General features: G+C 60.4%; 4 protein-coding genes and 1 pseudogene. 4 read left to right on the top strand and 1 reads right to left on the bottom strand.

Annotation, left to right across the window (positions count from 1 at the left end):
* The first annotated feature begins 155 nt into the window (after nucleotides 1–155).
* On the top strand, nucleotides 156–3806 hold the full coding sequence (locus ACYZT8_RS19220) for a transporter substrate-binding domain-containing protein (protein ID WP_461975056.1): 3651 nt from the start codon (nucleotides 156–158) through the stop codon (nucleotides 3804–3806).
* Between the two features lie 63 nt (nucleotides 3807–3869).
* Here ACYZT8_RS19220 and ACYZT8_RS19215 read toward each other — a convergent pair whose 3' ends face one another.
* Entirely contained in the window at nucleotides 3870–4181 is a 312-nt protein-coding gene (locus tag ACYZT8_RS19215) for a hypothetical protein (protein ID WP_461975054.1), read from the bottom strand.
* 563 nt (nucleotides 4182–4744) lie between these two features.
* Here ACYZT8_RS19215 and ACYZT8_RS19210 point away from each other — a divergent pair.
* The 3 genes and pseudogenes from ACYZT8_RS19210 to ACYZT8_RS19200 all read left to right on the top strand — a co-directional run bounded on the left by ACYZT8_RS19210 (nucleotide 4745) and on the right by ACYZT8_RS19200 (nucleotide 17830).
* Complete coding sequence (locus tag ACYZT8_RS19210) at nucleotides 4745–5947, top strand: EAL domain-containing protein (protein ID WP_461975052.1); 1203 nt, start codon at nucleotides 4745–4747, stop codon at nucleotides 5945–5947.
* 459 nt (nucleotides 5948–6406) lie between these two features.
* Nucleotides 6407–6781 (top strand): annotated as a pseudogene (locus ACYZT8_RS19205) (ESPR domain-containing protein); the annotation flags it as partial.
* Nucleotides 6782–6922: 141 nt separating this feature from the next.
* Nucleotides 6923–17830, top strand: a complete 10908-nt coding sequence (locus ACYZT8_RS19200) for a hypothetical protein (RefSeq protein ID WP_461982551.1) — start codon at nucleotides 6923–6925, stop codon at nucleotides 17828–17830.
* Nucleotides 17831–17856: the final 26 nt, after the last annotated feature.

Raw genomic sequence — 17856 nt, 5'->3', positions numbered from 1 at the left:
ATTTCCTACATCCAGAAAGAAATTTCCCATAGATACTCACCGCACGCCCCGACAATTGGAATCCGGGCAACCGTCAGTACCTGTAAAACCGAAAAACCAACGTGAGTCCGGTGGTGTATCTTGCGGACTTCGCCAAGCGTAATAGTCTGATCTGAATGAAAATTCTCTTGCGTAACTATCTGCTTGCGGCGCTTTTGCTCAGCCCATTGGGAAGTATTCCGACAGTAGAGGCCCAGGTGCAATCCCTGAATCTCTTTGGCCGTTCGAATGGCGAGCGTTATGCCGTGCCTCTGGATGACGCCGACTGGCGTTGGTTGCGCAACAAGAGCTCACTGCGCCTGGGCGTGTCCGCGCCGGGCTATCCACCCTTCGATATCGTCACCAATGGCCAGGATTACGAGGGGATCACAGCTGATTACGCAGAGATGCTGGGCAACCTGTTGCACGTCAAGATCGAAGTTCGTCGTTACGACTCTCGGGCCGAGGTGATCCAGGCACTCAAGCGCGGTGAGCTGGATCTGGTGGGCACTGCCAATGGTTGCGATGCGCAAGATCCAGCGTTGGCGCTGACCAGTGACTATGTAGACGCCCCGTCGGTACTGGTCACCCGCAGTGGCGTCGACCCGGTGTTGACGCCAGACCTCGCCGACAGTCGCCTGGCCATACTTGACCACTATCAGCCGTCAGACAGCGTCAGTGCCGCTTATCCCAAGGCTGAGCTGCAGCTTTACCCTTCGGCCCAAGGCGCTATCGGTGCTGTGGCGTTCGGTCAGGCGGATGCCTTCCTGGGGGATCTCATCAGTTCCCACTATCTGGTCAGCAAACACTTCCTCAATGATGTGCGCCTGGTAACGTTGCCGGGCGTGTACACCACGCATTTCTCCTTCGCAGTCAACCAGAGCAGCAGTCGATTGTTGCCCATCGTCAATGCCGCGCTGGCGGCGATCCCCACCACCGATCGCATGACGATTCTGCGCCGCTGGAGTGCCGGCGACATGAGCATGAGCGGTCTGCATCCACTTCAGCTCAGTGCGGCCGAACAACGTTGGCTGAAAAAGCATCCGCGTCTGACCGTGGCCGTCAACGACAGCCTCGCCCCGGTATCTTTCTTCGACGAGCAGGGTGAGTTCCGGGGGATCAGTGCCGAGGTCCTGGCCAAGATCAGCCAGCGCACCGGTTTGAAGTTCGATGTGCTGCGCGGCGATTCGATGAATCCGTTGATCGAGAAAATCAGAAGCGGTGATGCCGATCTGATCGCGTCGTTCATTCCCAGTGCCGAACGCGAAAGCCAGCTGCGGTTCACCCGCCCTTATTTGACCAACCCGTTTGTGCTGGTCACTCGAGACGAGTCGGGCGGCCCCGAAAGACTGGAGGACATGGTCGGTAAAAAACTGGCCATTCGGCGCAGCAATGCCCTACTTGATTTCATCAGCCAGACATTCCCCGGCATACAACTGATCAAGACAACGACAGCGGCCGAAGCCATGGCGTTGGTGGCCAAAGGGGAGGCAGACGGTGCCATCAATTCGCTGATCAACGGGCGTTACTTGATTTTGCGCGCGTACCGCGGCCGACTGCGCGTGGCCGGTATCGTCGGTTCGCAGTTGGTCCAGACCGGCTTCGCCACCGACCGAGGGGCACTGGAGTTGTATTCGATCCTGGAAAAGGCCCTGCGAAGCATCCCCCCGGAAGAGCTGGATGAATTGACGGGCCGCTGGCACCACGACGTGGTGATCGATAATGGCAGCTGGCTGCACCATCGCTCAGCGGTCATTCAAGGGTTTGTCCTGTTCGCGCTGCTGCTGATGGTGGCCGTGGGCTGGATCATTTACTTGCGCCAGTTGATGTCCAAACGTGAAAAGGCCGAGCTGGCGCTCAACGATCAGATGGAGTTCATGCGCGTCCTGATCGACGGCACGCCCCACCCGATTTACGTCCGTGATCGTCAGGGGCGGCTGGTGAGTTGTAATTCTGCTTACCTGGACGTGCTGGGCGTCCCACGCGAGACAGTGATGGGCCAGCAGATTACCGACAGCATACTGATCGGTCCTTCCGATGCTCGGACCTTTCAGGCCGAGTACATCAGGGTGATGGAGGAGGGCACGCGATGGATACAGGACCGTACCTACACCCACAAAGACGGCGTGGTCCACACGGTGTATCACTGGATGTTGCCGTATCACACCAGTGACGGCGTGGTCGCCGGTATCATCGCCGGCTGGATCGATATCAGCGACCGTCAGCGATTGTTCGATGAATTGCAAAATGCCAAGAAAAGTGCCGATGACGCCAATCGGGCGAAAACCACCTTCCTGGCCACCATGAGTCATGAAATCCGCACCCCGATGAATGCCGTGATCGGCATGCTCGAACTGGCGATGAAGAGGGCCGACCAAGGCGTCATGGACCGGTTTGCCATCGAAGTCGCCTCTGGCGCGGCGCGGGGGCTGCTGGACCTGATCGGCGACATTCTCGATATTGCACGCATTGAATCCGGTCGCCTGTCCCTGGCGCCGGAACGGGCCAGTCTGCGTGAGCAGGTCGAATCGGTGGTGCGGATGTTCGAAGGCGTGGCACGGCAGAAAGGTGTGCGGTTATTGCTGCATTTTGACCTCAAGGCCAGTTGCGATGTCCTGATCGATCCGCTGCGCTTCAAACAGATTCTTTCCAACCTGCTGAGCAACGCAATCAAGTTTACCGATGAAGGCGAGGTACGCTTGAGCGTGCAGGCCGTGCCCGGCGCGGGCGGCGAACGTCTGGCGCTTCATGTGCAAGTCAAGGATACCGGCATTGGTATTTGCGCCAGGGATCAAGAGCAGTTGTTCAGCCCTTTCGGTCAGGCCAGCAACAATCACCAGTCGCCGCGGGGTGGTTCGGGGCTGGGCCTGGTCATCTGCCGTACCCTGTGTGAAATGATGCAGGGGCAATTGCACCTGACCAGCGTACTCGGCAAGGGGACGCAAATTGATATCCACCTCGACCTGCTTGTCTTGCAACCCATGCCCATTGCCGAGTTGTCGCCGGTCGAACTGGAGTCTCAGGCGGGGGTGCTCAACATCCTGGTCATCGACGATTACCCGGCTAACCGTTTGCTGCTCTCCCAGCAATTGAGCTATCTGGGGCACGACGTCAGCGATGCGGAAGATGGTGCCCACGGCCTGCGCGCCTGGCGCAACGGCAACTTCGATGTGGTGATCACCGATTGCAACATGCCCGTCATGAACGGTTATGAGCTGACGCGGGCCATTCGTGATGAAGAAAGGTCTTCGGATGCGAAGCCTTGCCTGATTCTGGGGTTCACCGCCAATGCCCAGCCGGATGAAAAAGACCGCTGCCTGGCAGAGGGGATGAACGATTGCCTCTTCAAGCCGATCAGTCTCGGGGATCTGAGCGCCCGACTCGCCTCGGTTCAACCTGGCGCTGACTTATTGCCGGTGGGCAGGAAGGTTGACGAGATAGAGGGCGACATCGACCTGGCCAGCTTGCAGCAACTGACCCGTGGCGATCGCGCCGCGATCCAGAACTTGCTTGGGGATCTGGGCACCAGTAACGAAGAGGACATGTTGCGGCTGATCAAATTGTTCGGTGAGCATGACTTGCCGGGACTTTCCGATCTGGCCCATCGGGTCAAGGGCGGCGCACGAATCATCAAGGCGAGCCGTTTGATCCAGTGCTGCGAGCAGTTGGAAGCCGCCTGCATGGGGGCGGACTCCACTGAGTTGACTCAGGCCGTGGATGCGTTGCAGCAAGCGATGGAGCGGTTGGCGCAAACGCTGGAGCAGCGCATCGGTGATCCGGCAATGTAGATCCAGGCGGTAGCGTTGCAAATTCACGAGCGCTACTGCTTCTGATGGGGAGCGCGGCACGGGTTATTCGATGTTGAAAACGATCCCGTCTTCTCTGGCGATCAGTCGCGCTTTATCGATTTTCATCCTCATGGCTCTGGCAGCCTCCTTGAGCGTGCGCCCGGCTTCAGCATGCTCGCGCAGGGCGCGTGCGAGTTTTGTGCGGACGACTTGCTGCGTCTTGTGATGGCCAGTGACATGCCGTACTGAATGAACCCCGCTTTGGCCGGCCGGAATGTTCTGGATTGTTTTTCCGTCTGCAAAAAAACGTTCTTTGTGTTTTTCCAACTCCAAAGTAATGATTTCGCGTGGGTGAAGTGTAGTTTCGCCAGCCACTGCCTATCTCCGAGTAGTTGATGTGTGCGGATTGTGGGGGGGAATAAAAAGACTGGAAGATCGCGGCCTGACTCAAGGTTTCGACAAGAGTAATTATTAGTGCAAGACACTGGGCAGGATCAGTCCGTTAGTTTGCAACCCTTTCGTTTCTTCAGTTGCAGCAACAGTCTTTCCATTTGTTGTGTAAGGTTCTGCAGGGTTTCGGCGCCTCTATCGCGATCTTCGCCTCGCCACGATTCGCTATGTGCGGTCAATAGCTTGAGGTTTTCTTCGTGTCGCCTGAGTAATACCCGTAGTTGTTTTCGCTCTTTACTCATGTCGGATTCTATCTTGGGGGAGTGGGCCGATAACTACATTCAATCTTGCGCTAAACATTAATGATGGATACAACAATCTGTCTGTAGGAAATTTCGCAAGGAGCAAACAATCCTCCGACCATACGTCGCAATCCCCCAAGCGCCGTGACGTTCGGAAATTTCCTACATTCAGAAGGAAGTTTCCTAGAGATACACGCCGGCCATGTCCGGACAATGGGTTCATTCCTTACAGAGTGAGCCGCTTCCATGCCCATGCTCCCGTTACGTGTTCTGGTTCTTGGCGACAACGCCTTCCATCGCTCGATTGCGGTCAACATGCTGTGGCAGTCCGGTTGTCAGGAAGTCTTCGTTGCCGCTGATGGCGCGCAAGCCCACTCGATACTCGAGCAGGTCGGTCCGGTGGATATCACCCTGTGTGACCTGCGCATGGGCGGTGTGGACAGTCTGGAGCTTCTGCAGAGCGTGGGCCGATCCCGTCTGGCGGGGTCGATCATCATCAGCAGTTCACTGTCGGCAGATGTGCGTCAGGCAGTGGGGCAGTTGGTTTCGCTGTCAGGGATGGTGCTGCTGGGCTATGTCAGCAAGCCTCTGCAATTGGATGCTCTGCAGCTATTGCTGGCAAAACACCTGAGCGATCCCATTGACGAGCCAGTCGTGCTTCCTGTTGCTGCGCTGGCCACCGAAGAAGAGGTGCGCCGCGCCTTTGCCGGCCAGCAGTTGCAGGCTTACTTTCAGCCCAAATTCAACCTGCTGACCGGTGAAGTGTGCAGTGTCGAAGCCTTGGCCCGTTGGCACCATCCGTTCAAAGGTGTACTGCCGCCCGCGGTGTTCCTGCCGGTTATCGAGCGTTGCGGGTTGATGGATGACTTGCTGTTCCTGCAGTTGGAACAAGGGTTGTGGCTTCAGCGCCAGGCACTCAATCAGGGAATCGACCTGAACGTCTCCTTCAATCTGCAGGCTGCGCAACTGGTCAACGCCGAACTCACGTGCCGGATCAAATCGATGCTCAGTGCTCATGAAATGCCCGGTTCAGGGCTGACTTTCGAGCTGACCGAAACCGGGCTGATCGAAGCCCCTGCGACCGGTCTTGAAAGTCTGGTACGCCTGCGAATGATGGGTTGCAGCCTGTCTATCGATGATTTCGGCGCGGGGTTTTCGTCGCTTCAGCGTCTGTGCCAACTGCCGTTCAACGAAATCAAACTCGACGCCGAATTCGTTCGCGGGCTCAAGCAAGAACCCCGTTGCCGCGCAGTGATCAGCAGCACCCTGGCGCTGGGTGAAGCGTTGGGCATGTCGGTGGTGGTCGAAGGGATCGAAACTGAAGAACAGCGTCAGGTATTGCTGGAACTTGGGTGTACTCAAGGGCAGGGCTATTTGTGTGCGCGTGCGATGACGGCGGCGGGGTTATTGAATTGGCTGGATCTTCAGTCAATGGCTGCCGTTAGTTGATCGGTAAGTTATTGAACGACCTAATCGAGTAGGCGTCCTGCAAGTCTTCATGATATGCACGCAGATTAAAGTGGTAGTGATTAGCAATGACGAATCGTTCTTGATAAATGTTGGTCGCCGATCATTAGTGTTTTTTCAATAAATATCTAGAAGAGTCCAATCGCCTAGACTGTCTCCGAATTGCTTCCGTGAAATCGATTGATATTCGTTAGGCAGGAAATTTCCTACAAGCAGCAGGAAATTTCCTAACTTAATCCCCTTGGTAAGTCGAGACAATAAGCTCTCGTAGTTCCTTGGTGGTGCCTGTTTTTTACATAAGGCGAAGCTTCGATTCTTGTCGTTTTCAGGATTGAGGCATCGTTTTTACTGGGTTTTGCATATCAAGGATTGAATTAAAAGCGGACGTCATCACGCCATGGATGACGCAGTTTCGGAGGTTGGCCCAGCGCCAATACATTGATGAATAAAATATTTTCTGTTGTCTGGAACACGTCGATGTGTTGCTGGGTAGTTGCTTCGGAACTTGCCAGCAAGAAGACCAAGAGCGGCCCGGCAGGTCTGCGTAAGCGAGGTTTGAAAACGTCTGGAGCGTGTGCTGTTGCGCTGGCTGTTTTCTCGCTGGGGGGAATTAACACTGCGGTATACGCCCTCGGAAGTAACGCGACTCAATTAGGCATTGGAGCATCAGGAGGTGCTGGAGCTGACGCTTCGGGAGCTAATACTGTCGCTGTGGGCCAAACAAGTGCCGCTTCGGGTACTGGTGCTATAGCTGTGGGCTACTTAAGTAAGGCTAACCAACAGAATGCTGTCGCTGTGGGCCCCGCAAGTACAGCTGAGGCTACTGATGCTCTGGCTTTGGGATGGAATAGTAAATCGAGTTCTCTCGCTAGCGTTGCCCTGGGCTCTAGTTCAAACGCAACGGGCACGACACTGGGCAACGCGGCTTATGGTGTCGGCGGCACGGCAGGGGCGGAAGTGAACATCGCCAACGGCGCCGCCGGCCGCCGTATTACCGGTCTTGCCGCCGGTGCCAATGCGACGGATGCCGTCAACGTCAGCCAGCTCGATAAATTAGGCCAGAGTATGGCGACAGCCCTGGGTGGCGGCGCGACACTCAATGCGACCTCCGGGGCATGGACCGCTCCCAGTTATTCCACCAACAGCATCAACGCTGTCGGCACCAGCACCGGTCCGTTAATCAGCGACAACGTCGGCGCAGCACTGACCAACCTCAATACCAGCCTGACCAACACGGCCGCCGTGGCGGTGAAATATGACAACGCGGCTACCAAAACCCAGGTGACCTTCAACCCAGCGGGTACCGCGGTCAAGTTGACTAACGTCGCGGCCGGCGTCTTGAACGCCACCAGCACTGATGCTGTGAATGGAAGCCAATTGTTTACAGACAGGCAAAACACGGCAACAGCCCTGGGTGGCGGTGCGGCAGTCAACGCAACCACAGGCGCATGGACGGCGCCCAGCTATTCCACCAACAGCATCAGCGTGAACGGTACCAATACCGGCCCGTTGGTTAGCGGCAACGTCGGCGCGGCATTGACCAATCTGAGTACCAGCGTGACCAACACCGCCAATATTGCGGTGAAATATGATGCGGTCGGCGGCAACGCCATTACCTTGGGCGCGACCGGTGGTGCAGGCGCACCGGCCGGCGGGGTGAAAATTACCAACCTCAGCGCCGGTGCCTTGAACGGCACCAGCACTGATGCGGTGAACGGCAGCCAACTCTTTGCCACCAATACTGCCGTCAATAATGTGGTGACCCAGACCACTACGTTGGGCAACACCTCGGCCAGCACTCTGGGCGGCGGCGCCACCTACTTGCCGGCCACGGGCATAACTGGCTTCAGTCTGCCGATCAACGCAATCAGCACCACCGGTGCGGTCGGGGCAGCCACTGCGCAAACCAGCGTAGCGGGTGCGTTGACCGCGCTGAATACCGACACAGTCAACACCGCCAATATCGCGGTGAAATATGATGCGGTCGGCGGCAACGCCATTACTCTGGGAGCGACCGGTGGTGCAGGCGCACCGGCCGGCGGGGTGAAAATCACCAACCTCAGCGCCGGTGCCTTGAACGGCACCAGCACCGATGCGGTAAATGGCTCGCAGCTTTTTGCGACCGATACTGCCGTCAGTAATCTGGGGACCCAGACCACGACGTTAGGCAACACCTCGGCCAGCACCCTGGGCGGCGGCGCCACTTATTCGCCGGCCACGGGCATTACTGGCTTCAGTCTGCCGATCAACGCAATCAGCACCACCGGTGCGGTCGGGGCAGCCACTGCGCAAACCAGCGTAGCGGGTGCGTTGACCGCGCTGAATACCGACACAGTCAACACCGCCAATATCGCGGTGAAATATGATGCGGTCGGCGGCAACGCCATTACGCTGGGAGCGACCGGTGGTGCAGGCGCACCGGCCGGCGGGGTGAAAATCACCAACCTCAGCGCCGGTGCCTTGAACGGCACCAGCACCGATGCGGTAAATGGCTCGCAGCTTTTTGCGACCGATACTGCCGTCAGTAATCTGGGGACCCAGACCACGACGTTAGGCAACACCTCGGCCAGCACCCTGGGCGGCGGCGCCACTTATTCGCCGGCCACGGGCATTACTGGCTTCAGTCTGCCGATCAACGCGATCAGCACCACCGGGGCGGTCGGGGCTGCCACTGCGCAAACCAGCGTAGCGGGGGCGTTAACGGCTCTGAATACCGACACGGTCAACACCGCCAACATCGCGGTGAAATACGATGCGGTTGGCGGCAACGCTATTACCTTGGGGGCGACTGGCGGTGCCGGCGCACCGGCCGGTGGGGTGAAAATCACCAACCTCAGTGCCGGTGCCTTGAACGGCACCAGCACTGATGCAGTGAATGGCTCGCAGTTGTTCTCGACCAACCAAAGCATCAATAACATCATCAACAACGGCCTCAAGTATTTCCACGCCAATTCGGCCCTGGCGGACAGCACCGCCACGGGCACTGACAGTGTCGCGGTCGGCCCGGCCGCCAGCTCGACAGCAACCAATGCGGTCGCCATCGGCAATGGTGCCGTGTCCAGCGTTGCCGATTCGGTGGCCTTGGGCAGTGGCGCAACCACTGCGGCGGCGACTGCAACCGCAACGGGTGTGGTCAATGGCACTACTTACACTTACGCAGGCGCTGCTCCCATCGGTGTATTGAGCGTGGGCAGTGCCGGTAACGAACGTCAGATCACCAATGTAGCGGCTGGCCAAGTCACTGCCGCGAGCACCGATGCGGTCAACGGCAGTCAACTGTTCGCCACCAACACGGCAGTCGATGCGGTCGGCACCCAAACCACCACGTTGGGCAACACCTCGGCCAGCACCCTGGGCGGCGGCGCCACTTACTCGCCGGCCACGGGTCTGACGGGCTTTAGTCAGCAGATCAACGCGATCAGCACCACCGGGGCGGTCGGGGCAGCCACTGCGCAAACCAGCGTAGCGGATGCATTGACGGCGCTGAATACCGACACGGTCAACACCGCCAATATCGCAGTGAAATATGATGCGGTCGGCGGCAACGCCATCACCCTGGGGGCGACCGGCGGTGCCGGCGCACCGGCCGGCGGGGTGAAAATCACCAACCTGAGCGCCGGTGCCTTGAGCGGCACCAGCACTGATGCAGTGAATGGCTCGCAGCTTTTTGCGACCGATACTGCCGTCAGTAATCTGGGGACCCAGACCACTACGCTGGGCAACACATCGGCCAGCACCCTGGGTGGTGGCGCCACTTACTCGCCAGCCACGGGACTGACTGGCTTCAGTCTGCCGATCAACGCGATCAGCACCACCGGTGCGGTAGGCGCAGCCAATGCGCAAACCAGCGTAGCGGATGCATTGACGGCGCTGAACACCGACACAGTCAACACCGCCAATATCGCGGTGAAATACGATGCGGTCGGCGGCAACGCCATCACCCTGGGGGCGACCGGCGGTGCCGGCGCACCGGCCGGCGGGGTGAAAATCACCAACCTGAGCGCCGGTGCCTTGAGCGGCACCAGCACTGATGCAGTGAATGGCTCGCAGCTTTTTGCGACCGATACTGCCGTCAGTAATCTGGGGACCCAGACCACTACGCTGGGCAACACCTCGGCCAGCACCTTGGGCGGCGGCGCCACTTACTCGCCGGCCACGGGTCTGACGGGCTTTAGTCAGCAGATCAACGCGATCAGCACCACCGGGGCGGTCGGGGCAGCCACTGCGCAAACCAGCGTAGCGGATGCATTGACGACGCTGAACACCGACACAGTCAACACCGCCAATATCGCGGTGAAATACGATGCGGTCGGCGGCAACGCCATTACCCTGGGAGCGACCGGTGGTGCAGGCGCACCGGCCGGTGGGGTGAAAATCACCAACCTGAGTGCCGGTGCCTTGAACGGCACCAGCACTGATGCAGTGAACGGCTCGCAGTTGTTCGCGACCAACCAGACCGTCGATGGCCTCGTCAACAATGGTGCGGGCATCAAGTACTTCCACAGTAACTCGGTCCTGGCGGACAGCACTGCCACGGGTACTGACAGTGTGGCAGTCGGCCCGGCCGCCAGCTCGACGGCAACCAATGCGGTAGCCATCGGTAATGGTGCCGTGTCCAGCGTTGCCGATTCGGTGGCCTTGGGCAGTGGCGCAACCACTGCGGCGGCGACTGCCACCGCAACGGGTGTGGTCAATGGCACTACTTACACTTACGCAGGCGCTGCTCCCATCGGTGTGTTGAGCGTGGGCAGTGCCGGTAACGAACGTCAGGTCACCAATGTAGCGGCTGGCCAGGTCACTGCCGCGAGCACCGATGCGGTCAACGGCAGCCAACTGTTCGCTACCAATACGGCAGTCGATGCGGTCGGCACCCAAACCACCACGTTGGGCAACACCTCGGCCAGCACCCTGGGTGGCGGCGCCACTTACTCGCCGGCCACGGGCATTACTGGCTTCAGTCAGCCGATCAACAGTGTCAGCACCACCGGTGCGGTAGGGGCAGCCACTGCGCAAACCAGCGTAGCGGGTGCGTTGACGGCGCTGAACACCGACACAGTCAACACCGCCAACATCGCGGTGAAATATGATGCGGTCGGCGGCAACGCCATCACCCTGGGAGCGACCGGTGGTGCAGGCGCACCGGCCGGCGGGGTAAAAATCACCAACCTGAGCGCCGGAGCCTTGAACGGCACCAGCACTGATGCAGTGAACGGTTCGCAGCTGTTTGCGACCAACCAGACCGTCGATGGCCTCGTCAACAATGGCGCGGGCATCAAGTACTTCCACAGCAACTCGGTTCTCGCCGACAGCACTGCAACCGGCACTGACAGCGTGGCAGTCGGTCCGGCCGCCAGCTCGACGGCAACCAATGCGGTCGCTATCGGTAATGGTGCTGTTTCCAGCGTTGCAGACTCGGTGGCCTTGGGCAGTGGCGCAACCACTGCGGCCGCGACTGCCACCGCAACGGGTGTGGTTAATGGCACCACCTTTACTTACGCAGGCGCTGCTCCAATCGGTGTATTGAGCGTGGGCAGTGTCGGTAACGAACGTCAGGTCACCAATGTAGCGGCTGGCCAGGTCATTGCCGCGAGCACCGATGCGGTCAACGGCAGCCAACTGTTCGCCACCAATACGGCAGTCGATGCGGTCGGCACCCAAACCACTACTTTAGGCAACACCTCGGCCAGCACCCTGGGCGGCGGCGCCACTTACTCGCCAGCCACGGGACTGACTGGCTTCAGTCTGCCGATCAACGCGATCAGCACCACCGGTGCGGTCGGTGCAGCCACTGCGCAAACCAGCGTTGCCGGTGCATTGACGGCGCTGAATACCGACACGGTCAACACCGCCAACATCGCGGTGAAATACGATGCGGTCGGCGGCAACGCCATTACCCTGGGGGCGACCGGTGGTGCAGGCGCACCGGCCGGCGGGGTAAAAATCACCAACCTCAGCGCCGGAGCCTTGAACGGCACCAGCACCGATGCAGTGAATGGCTCGCAGTTGTTCTCGACCAACCAAAGCATCAATAACATCATCAACAACGGCCTCAAGTATTTCCACGCCAACTCGACCCTGGCCGACAGCACTGCCGCGGGTACTGACAGTGTGGCGGTCGGCCCGGCCGCCAGCTCGACGGCAACCAATGCGGTCGCCATCGGTAATGGTGCTGTGGCCAGTGTGGCGAACTCCCTCGCGCTGGGTAATGGCGCAACGACCACCGCCGCAACCGCTACGCCTAGTGGGATAGTCAACGGCACCACCTTTACCTACGCAGGCGCTGCTCCAATCGGTGTATTGAGCGTGGGCAGTGCCGGTAATGAACGTCAGGTCACCAACGTAGCGGCTGGCCAAGTCACGGCCACTAGCACCGACGCAATCAACGGCAGCCAACTGTTTGCCACCAATACGGCGGTCGATGCGGTCGGCACCCAAACCACCACATTGGGCAACACCTCGGCCAGCACCCTGGGTGGCGGCGCCACTTACTCTGCGGCCACGGGGATTACTGGTTTCAGTCAGCCGATCAACAGTGTCAGCACCACCGGGGCAGTAGGAGCAGCCACTGCGCAAACCAGCGTAGCGGGTGCGTTGACGGCGCTGAATACCGACACGGTCAACACCGCCAACATCGCGGTGAAATACGATGCGGTCGGCGGCAACGCCATCACCCTGGGAGCGACCGGTGGTGCAGGCGCACCGGCCGGCGGGGTGAAAATCACCAACCTGAGCGCCGGAGCCTTGAACGGCACCAGCACTGACGCGGTGAACGGCTCGCAGCTGTTTGCGACCAACCAGACCGTCGATGGCCTCGTCAATAATGGCGCGGGCATCAAGTATTTCCACAGCAACTCGATCCTCGCCGACAGCACTGCAACCGGCACTGACAGCGTGGCAGTTGGCCCGGCCGCCAGTTCGACGGCAACCAATGCGGTCGCCATCGGTAATGGTGCCGTGTCCAGCGTTGCCGATTCGGTGGCCTTGGGCAGTGGCGCAACCACTGCGGCGGCGACTGCCACCGCAACGGGTGTGGTTAATGGCACCACTTACACTTACGCAGGCGCTGCTCCAATCGGTGTATTGAGCGTGGGCAGTGTCGGTAACGAACGTCAGGTCACCAATGTAGCGGCTGGCCAAGTCACTGCCGCGAGCACCGATGCGGTCAACGGCAGTCAACTGTTCGCCACCAACACGGCAGTCGATGCGGTCGGCACCCAAACCACCACATTGGGCAACACCTCGGCCAGCACCCTGGGTGGCGGCGCCACTTACTCGCCGGCCACGGGCATTACTGGCTTTAGTCAGCAGATCAACGCGATCAGCACCACCGGTGCGGTCGGGGCAGCCACTGCGCAAACCAGCGTAGCGGGTGCGTTGACGGCGCTGAACACCGACACCGTCAACACCGCCAATATCGCAGTGAAATACGATGCGGTCGGCGGCAACGCCATCACCCTGGGAGCGACCGGCGGTGTCGGCGCACCGGCCGGCGGGGTGAAAATCACCAACCTCAGCGCCGGTGCTTTGAACGGCACCAGCACCGACGCAGTGAATGGCTCGCAGCTGTTCGCAACCAACCAGACCGTCGATGGCCTCGTCAATAATGGCGCGGGCATCAAGTACTTCCACAGTAACTCGATCCTGGCCGACAGCACAGCAACCGGCCTCGACAGCGTAGCCATCGGCCCGACCGCGAGTGCGACCGTGGCCAACGGCGTGGCGCTCGGTTCGAACTCCTCGGCCACTGGCGCAACCCTGGCTAACGCGGCTTATGGTGTCGGCGGTGCGGCGACCGGGGGCGAAGTGAACATCGCCAACGGCGCCAGTGGCCGTCGCCTTACCGGCCTAGCCGCCGGTGCCAGTGCCACGGATGCCGTCAACGTCAGCCAACTGAATAAAGTGGGGCAGGACACCGCGACGGCCCTGGGCGGCGGCGCTGCAATTGATGCGACTGCAGGCACATGGACGGCACCGAGCTATTCCACCAACAGCATCAGCGTCAACGGCACCAATACCGGTCCATTGGCCAGCAATAACGTCGGCGCAGCCCTGACCAATCTGAATACCAGTCTGACCAACACGGCTGCGGTGGCGGTGAAATACGACGACGCCAGCACCAAGACTCAAGTGACCTTCAACCCGGCGGGCACCGCGGTCAAGTTGACCAACGTCGCGGCAGGTGCCTTGAACGGCACCAGCACCGATGCAGTGAATGGCTCGCAGCTGTTTGCGACCAACCAGACCGTCGATGGCCTCGTCAACAATGGTGCGGGCATCAAGTATTTCCACAGCAACTCGGTCCTCGCCGACAGCAGCGCAACCGGCCTGGACAGCGTAGCCGTCGGCCCGGCCGCCAGCGCCACAGCGGTCAACGGCGTGGCGATCGGCAACGGTGCCGTGGCCGGTACCGCCAATTCCATCGCCCTGGGTAATGGCGCCACCACGGCTGCCGCCAACGCGACCGCCACGGGTGTGGTCAACGGCAGCACGTTCAATTACGCCGGTGCGACTCCGACCGGCGTCTTGAGTGTCGGCAGCCTTGGCAATGAGCGGCAGATCACTAACGTAGCCGCCGGCCGAGTGTCGGCGAGCAGCACCGATGCCATCAATGGCAGTCAGTTGTTCTCGACCAACACGGCTGTCGATGGCTTGGGTACTCAAGTCGATAACCTGGTCAACAACGGCACCGGCATCAAGTATTTCCACAGCAACTCGGTCCTCGCCGACAGCACTGCAACCGGTCTGGACAGCGTAGCCGTCGGCCCGGCCGCCAGCGCCACGGCGGCCAACGGTGTGGCGATCGGCAGCGGTGCCGTGGCCGGCACCGCCAATTCCATCGCACTGGGTAATGGCGCCACCACGGCTGCCGCCAACGCGACCGCCACGGGTGTGGTCAACGGCACCACGTTCAATTACGCCGGTGCGACTCCGACTGGCGTCTTGAGCGTGGGCAGCATGGGCAATGAGCGGCAGGTTACTAACGTGGCCGCCGGCCGAGTGTCGGCGAGCAGCACCGATGCCATCAATGGCAGTCAATTGTTCTCGACCAACACGGCTGTCGATGGCCTGGGTACTCAAGTCGATAACCTGGTCAACAATGGCACCGGCATCAAGTACTTCCACAGCAACTCGGTCCTGGCCGACAGCACTGCAACTGGCCTCGACAGCGTAGCCATCGGCCCGACCGCGAGTGCAACCGTTGCCAACGGCGTAGCGCTCGGTTCGAACTCCTCGGCCACTGGCGCAACCCTGGCTAATGCGGCTTATGGTGTCGGCGGTGCGGCGACCGGGGGCGAAGTGAACATCGCCAACGGCGCCAACGGCCGTCGCCTTACCGGTCTTGCCGCCGGTTCCAGTGCCACGGATGCCGTCAACGTCAGCCAACTGAATAAAGTGGGGCAGGACACAGCGACCGCGCTGGGCGGCGGCGCTGCACTTGATGCGACCGCAGGCACATGGACGGCACCGAGCTATTCCACCAACAGCATCAGCGTCAATGGCACCAACTCCGGTCCGTTGGCCAGCAACAACGTCGGCGCAGCACTGAACAATCTCAACACGAGTCTGACCAACACCGCCGCCGTCGCCGTGAAATACGACGACGCCAGCACCAAGACTCAAGTGACCTTCAACCCTGCGGGAACCGCGGTTAAATTGACCAACGTCGCTGCCGGTGCCTTGAACGGCACCAGCACCGATGCGGTGAATGGCTCGCAGTTGTTCGCGACCAACCAAAGCGTCGATAACATCGTCAACAACGGCACCGGCATCAAGTATTTCCACAGCAATTCGGTCCTTGCCGACAGCAGCGCAACCGGCCTGGACAGCGTCGCAATCGGCCCCGCGTCCATTGCCGCAGGTGCCAACTCGTTCGCCGCCGGCTCGGGCGCCAATGCGGCCGCTGATGGTGGTGTGGCACTGGGACGTCAGAGTCAGGTTCAAGTATCGGGCGGTATCGCGCTGGGCGAAGGCTCGGTCGCGGACCGTGCCCTGGCACCGACCACCGGCACCATCCCGGTCGGTAGCGGGGCGATCATTTATGACACCTCGGATGCCACCTTGCTCGGCTCGGTGTCGGTGGGCAAGGCCGGTAGCTACCGGCAGATCACCAACGTGGCGGATGCCACCGAAGCCCATGACGCCGTGAACCTGCGTCAATTGACCGGAGCGATGGGCTCCTTGAGTTCGACCGGCACCCGTTATTTCCACGCCAACTCGACCAACCCTGCGGACTCACTCGCCAGCGGTGCCGAGTCGGTTGCGGTCGGTCCGGCCACCGTGGTCAACGGTGACAACGGTGTGGGTATCGGTAATCAGGCCACTGTCGGTCTGGCCGCTGCCGGTGGCATTGCCATCGGTCGAAACACCCAGGTGTTGCAGGCTTCCGGTATCGCCATGGGCAGCGCAGCCCAGGCCTCAGCTGAGCAATCGGTCGCGTTGGGTGCCGGTGCCAATGCCAGTCATGCCATGAGTGTGGCGCTTGGCTCGAGCTCGGTGACCACGGTCGGCGCCGAGACGAATTACAGCGCCTATCGATTGGCGGCACCGCAGACGTCGGTCGGCGAGATCGGCTTCGGCACGGCGCAGGGCAATCGCAAGCTCACCGGGGTGGCGGCAGGCACCCAGGACAACGATGCGGTCAACGTGGCGCAACTGAAGTGGGTCGGTGATCAAGTGGATCAAAACACTACGGACATCACTAGCCTGGGCGGTCGGGTCGGCGGCCTCGAGAATCTTATCGGCTCAGGAGGTGGCATCAAGTATTTGCACGTCAATTCCACCAGTGCCGACTCTGCGGCCACCGGTACTGACGCGATGGCCTTGGGTCCCAAAGCCCAGGCGTCGGGTAACAGCTCGGTAGCGGTGGGCAACGACGCCAAGGCTTCCGCCGACGGCAGTGTGGCACTGGGCAGCGGTTCCAGCGATGAGGGGCGTGGTGCAGAGACTTACAGCGGCAAGTATTCGGGGGCTAACAACCAGACCGCGGGCACGGTGTCGGTGGGCAATGCAGCGACCGGCGCAACCCGCACGGTCAGCAACGTTGCCGACGGCAAGGACGCCAACGATGCGGTCAACGTGCGCCAGCTCGACGGTGCAGTTACCGAGTCCAAGCAATACACGGATGACTCGATCGCCAACCTCGGTGGCAATGCGGTTCAGCAGGGTGCCCGCATCAGCGTCGTCGAGGGTGATGTCTCCAACATCAAGAACGGCACCGACGGCATGTTCCAGGTGAACAACACCAGCGCGGCAGCCAAACCGAAAGCCACTGGCGTCGATTCGATCGCCGGTGGTACGGGGGCGGTGGCGTCGGGCAAAAACAGCGCGGCGGTCGGCACCAGGTCTCAGGCCACGGGGGAAAACTCGGTCGCCGTGGGCAACGGGGCCAAGGCTTCGGCGAAGAACGCCACGGCATTGGGTGCCAATTCGGTGGCTGATCGCGACAACAGCGTATCGGTGGGCAGCGTGGGCAATGAGCGGCAGCTCACCAACATCGCTGCAGGCACCAGCGGCACGGACGCAGTGAACTACGACCAGTTGACCAAGAGCGTGGCGGGCATTACCGACAGCGCCAATGCCTACACCGACCAGCGTTATTCGGAGCTGAAAGATGACATCAAGAAGCAAGACGACATTCTCAGCGCGGGGATTGCCGGTGCAATGGCAATGGCCAGCATGCCGCAATCGTCCTCGCCGGGTGCAAGCATGACGACGGTGGCTGCCAGTACCTATCGCGGTCAAGCGTCGGTTGCCTTCGGTGTTTCACATTTGTCCGGCAATGGGCGGTGGCTGACCAAGTTGCAGGGCTCTACCGACTCGCAGCGCCAGGTAGGAGTGGCCGTGGGTGTTGGTTATCAGTGGTGATGGCAGTTTTTGATACGTCCCTATCC

This window comes from Pseudomonas sp. LB3P93, from assembly GCF_054898025.1.
This window is presented reverse-complemented; position numbering and strand designations above follow the sequence as displayed.

What these genes read in the sequence shown, in the direction of transcription:
- ACYZT8_RS19220 (WP_461975056.1), top strand. Translation starts at nt 156, where the DNA reads ATGAAAATTCTCTTGCGTAACTATCTGCTTGCGGCGCTTTTGCTCAGC.
- ACYZT8_RS19210 (WP_461975052.1), top strand. Translation starts at nt 4,745, where the DNA reads ATGCCCATGCTCCCGTTACGTGTTCTGGTTCTTGGCGACAACGCCTTC.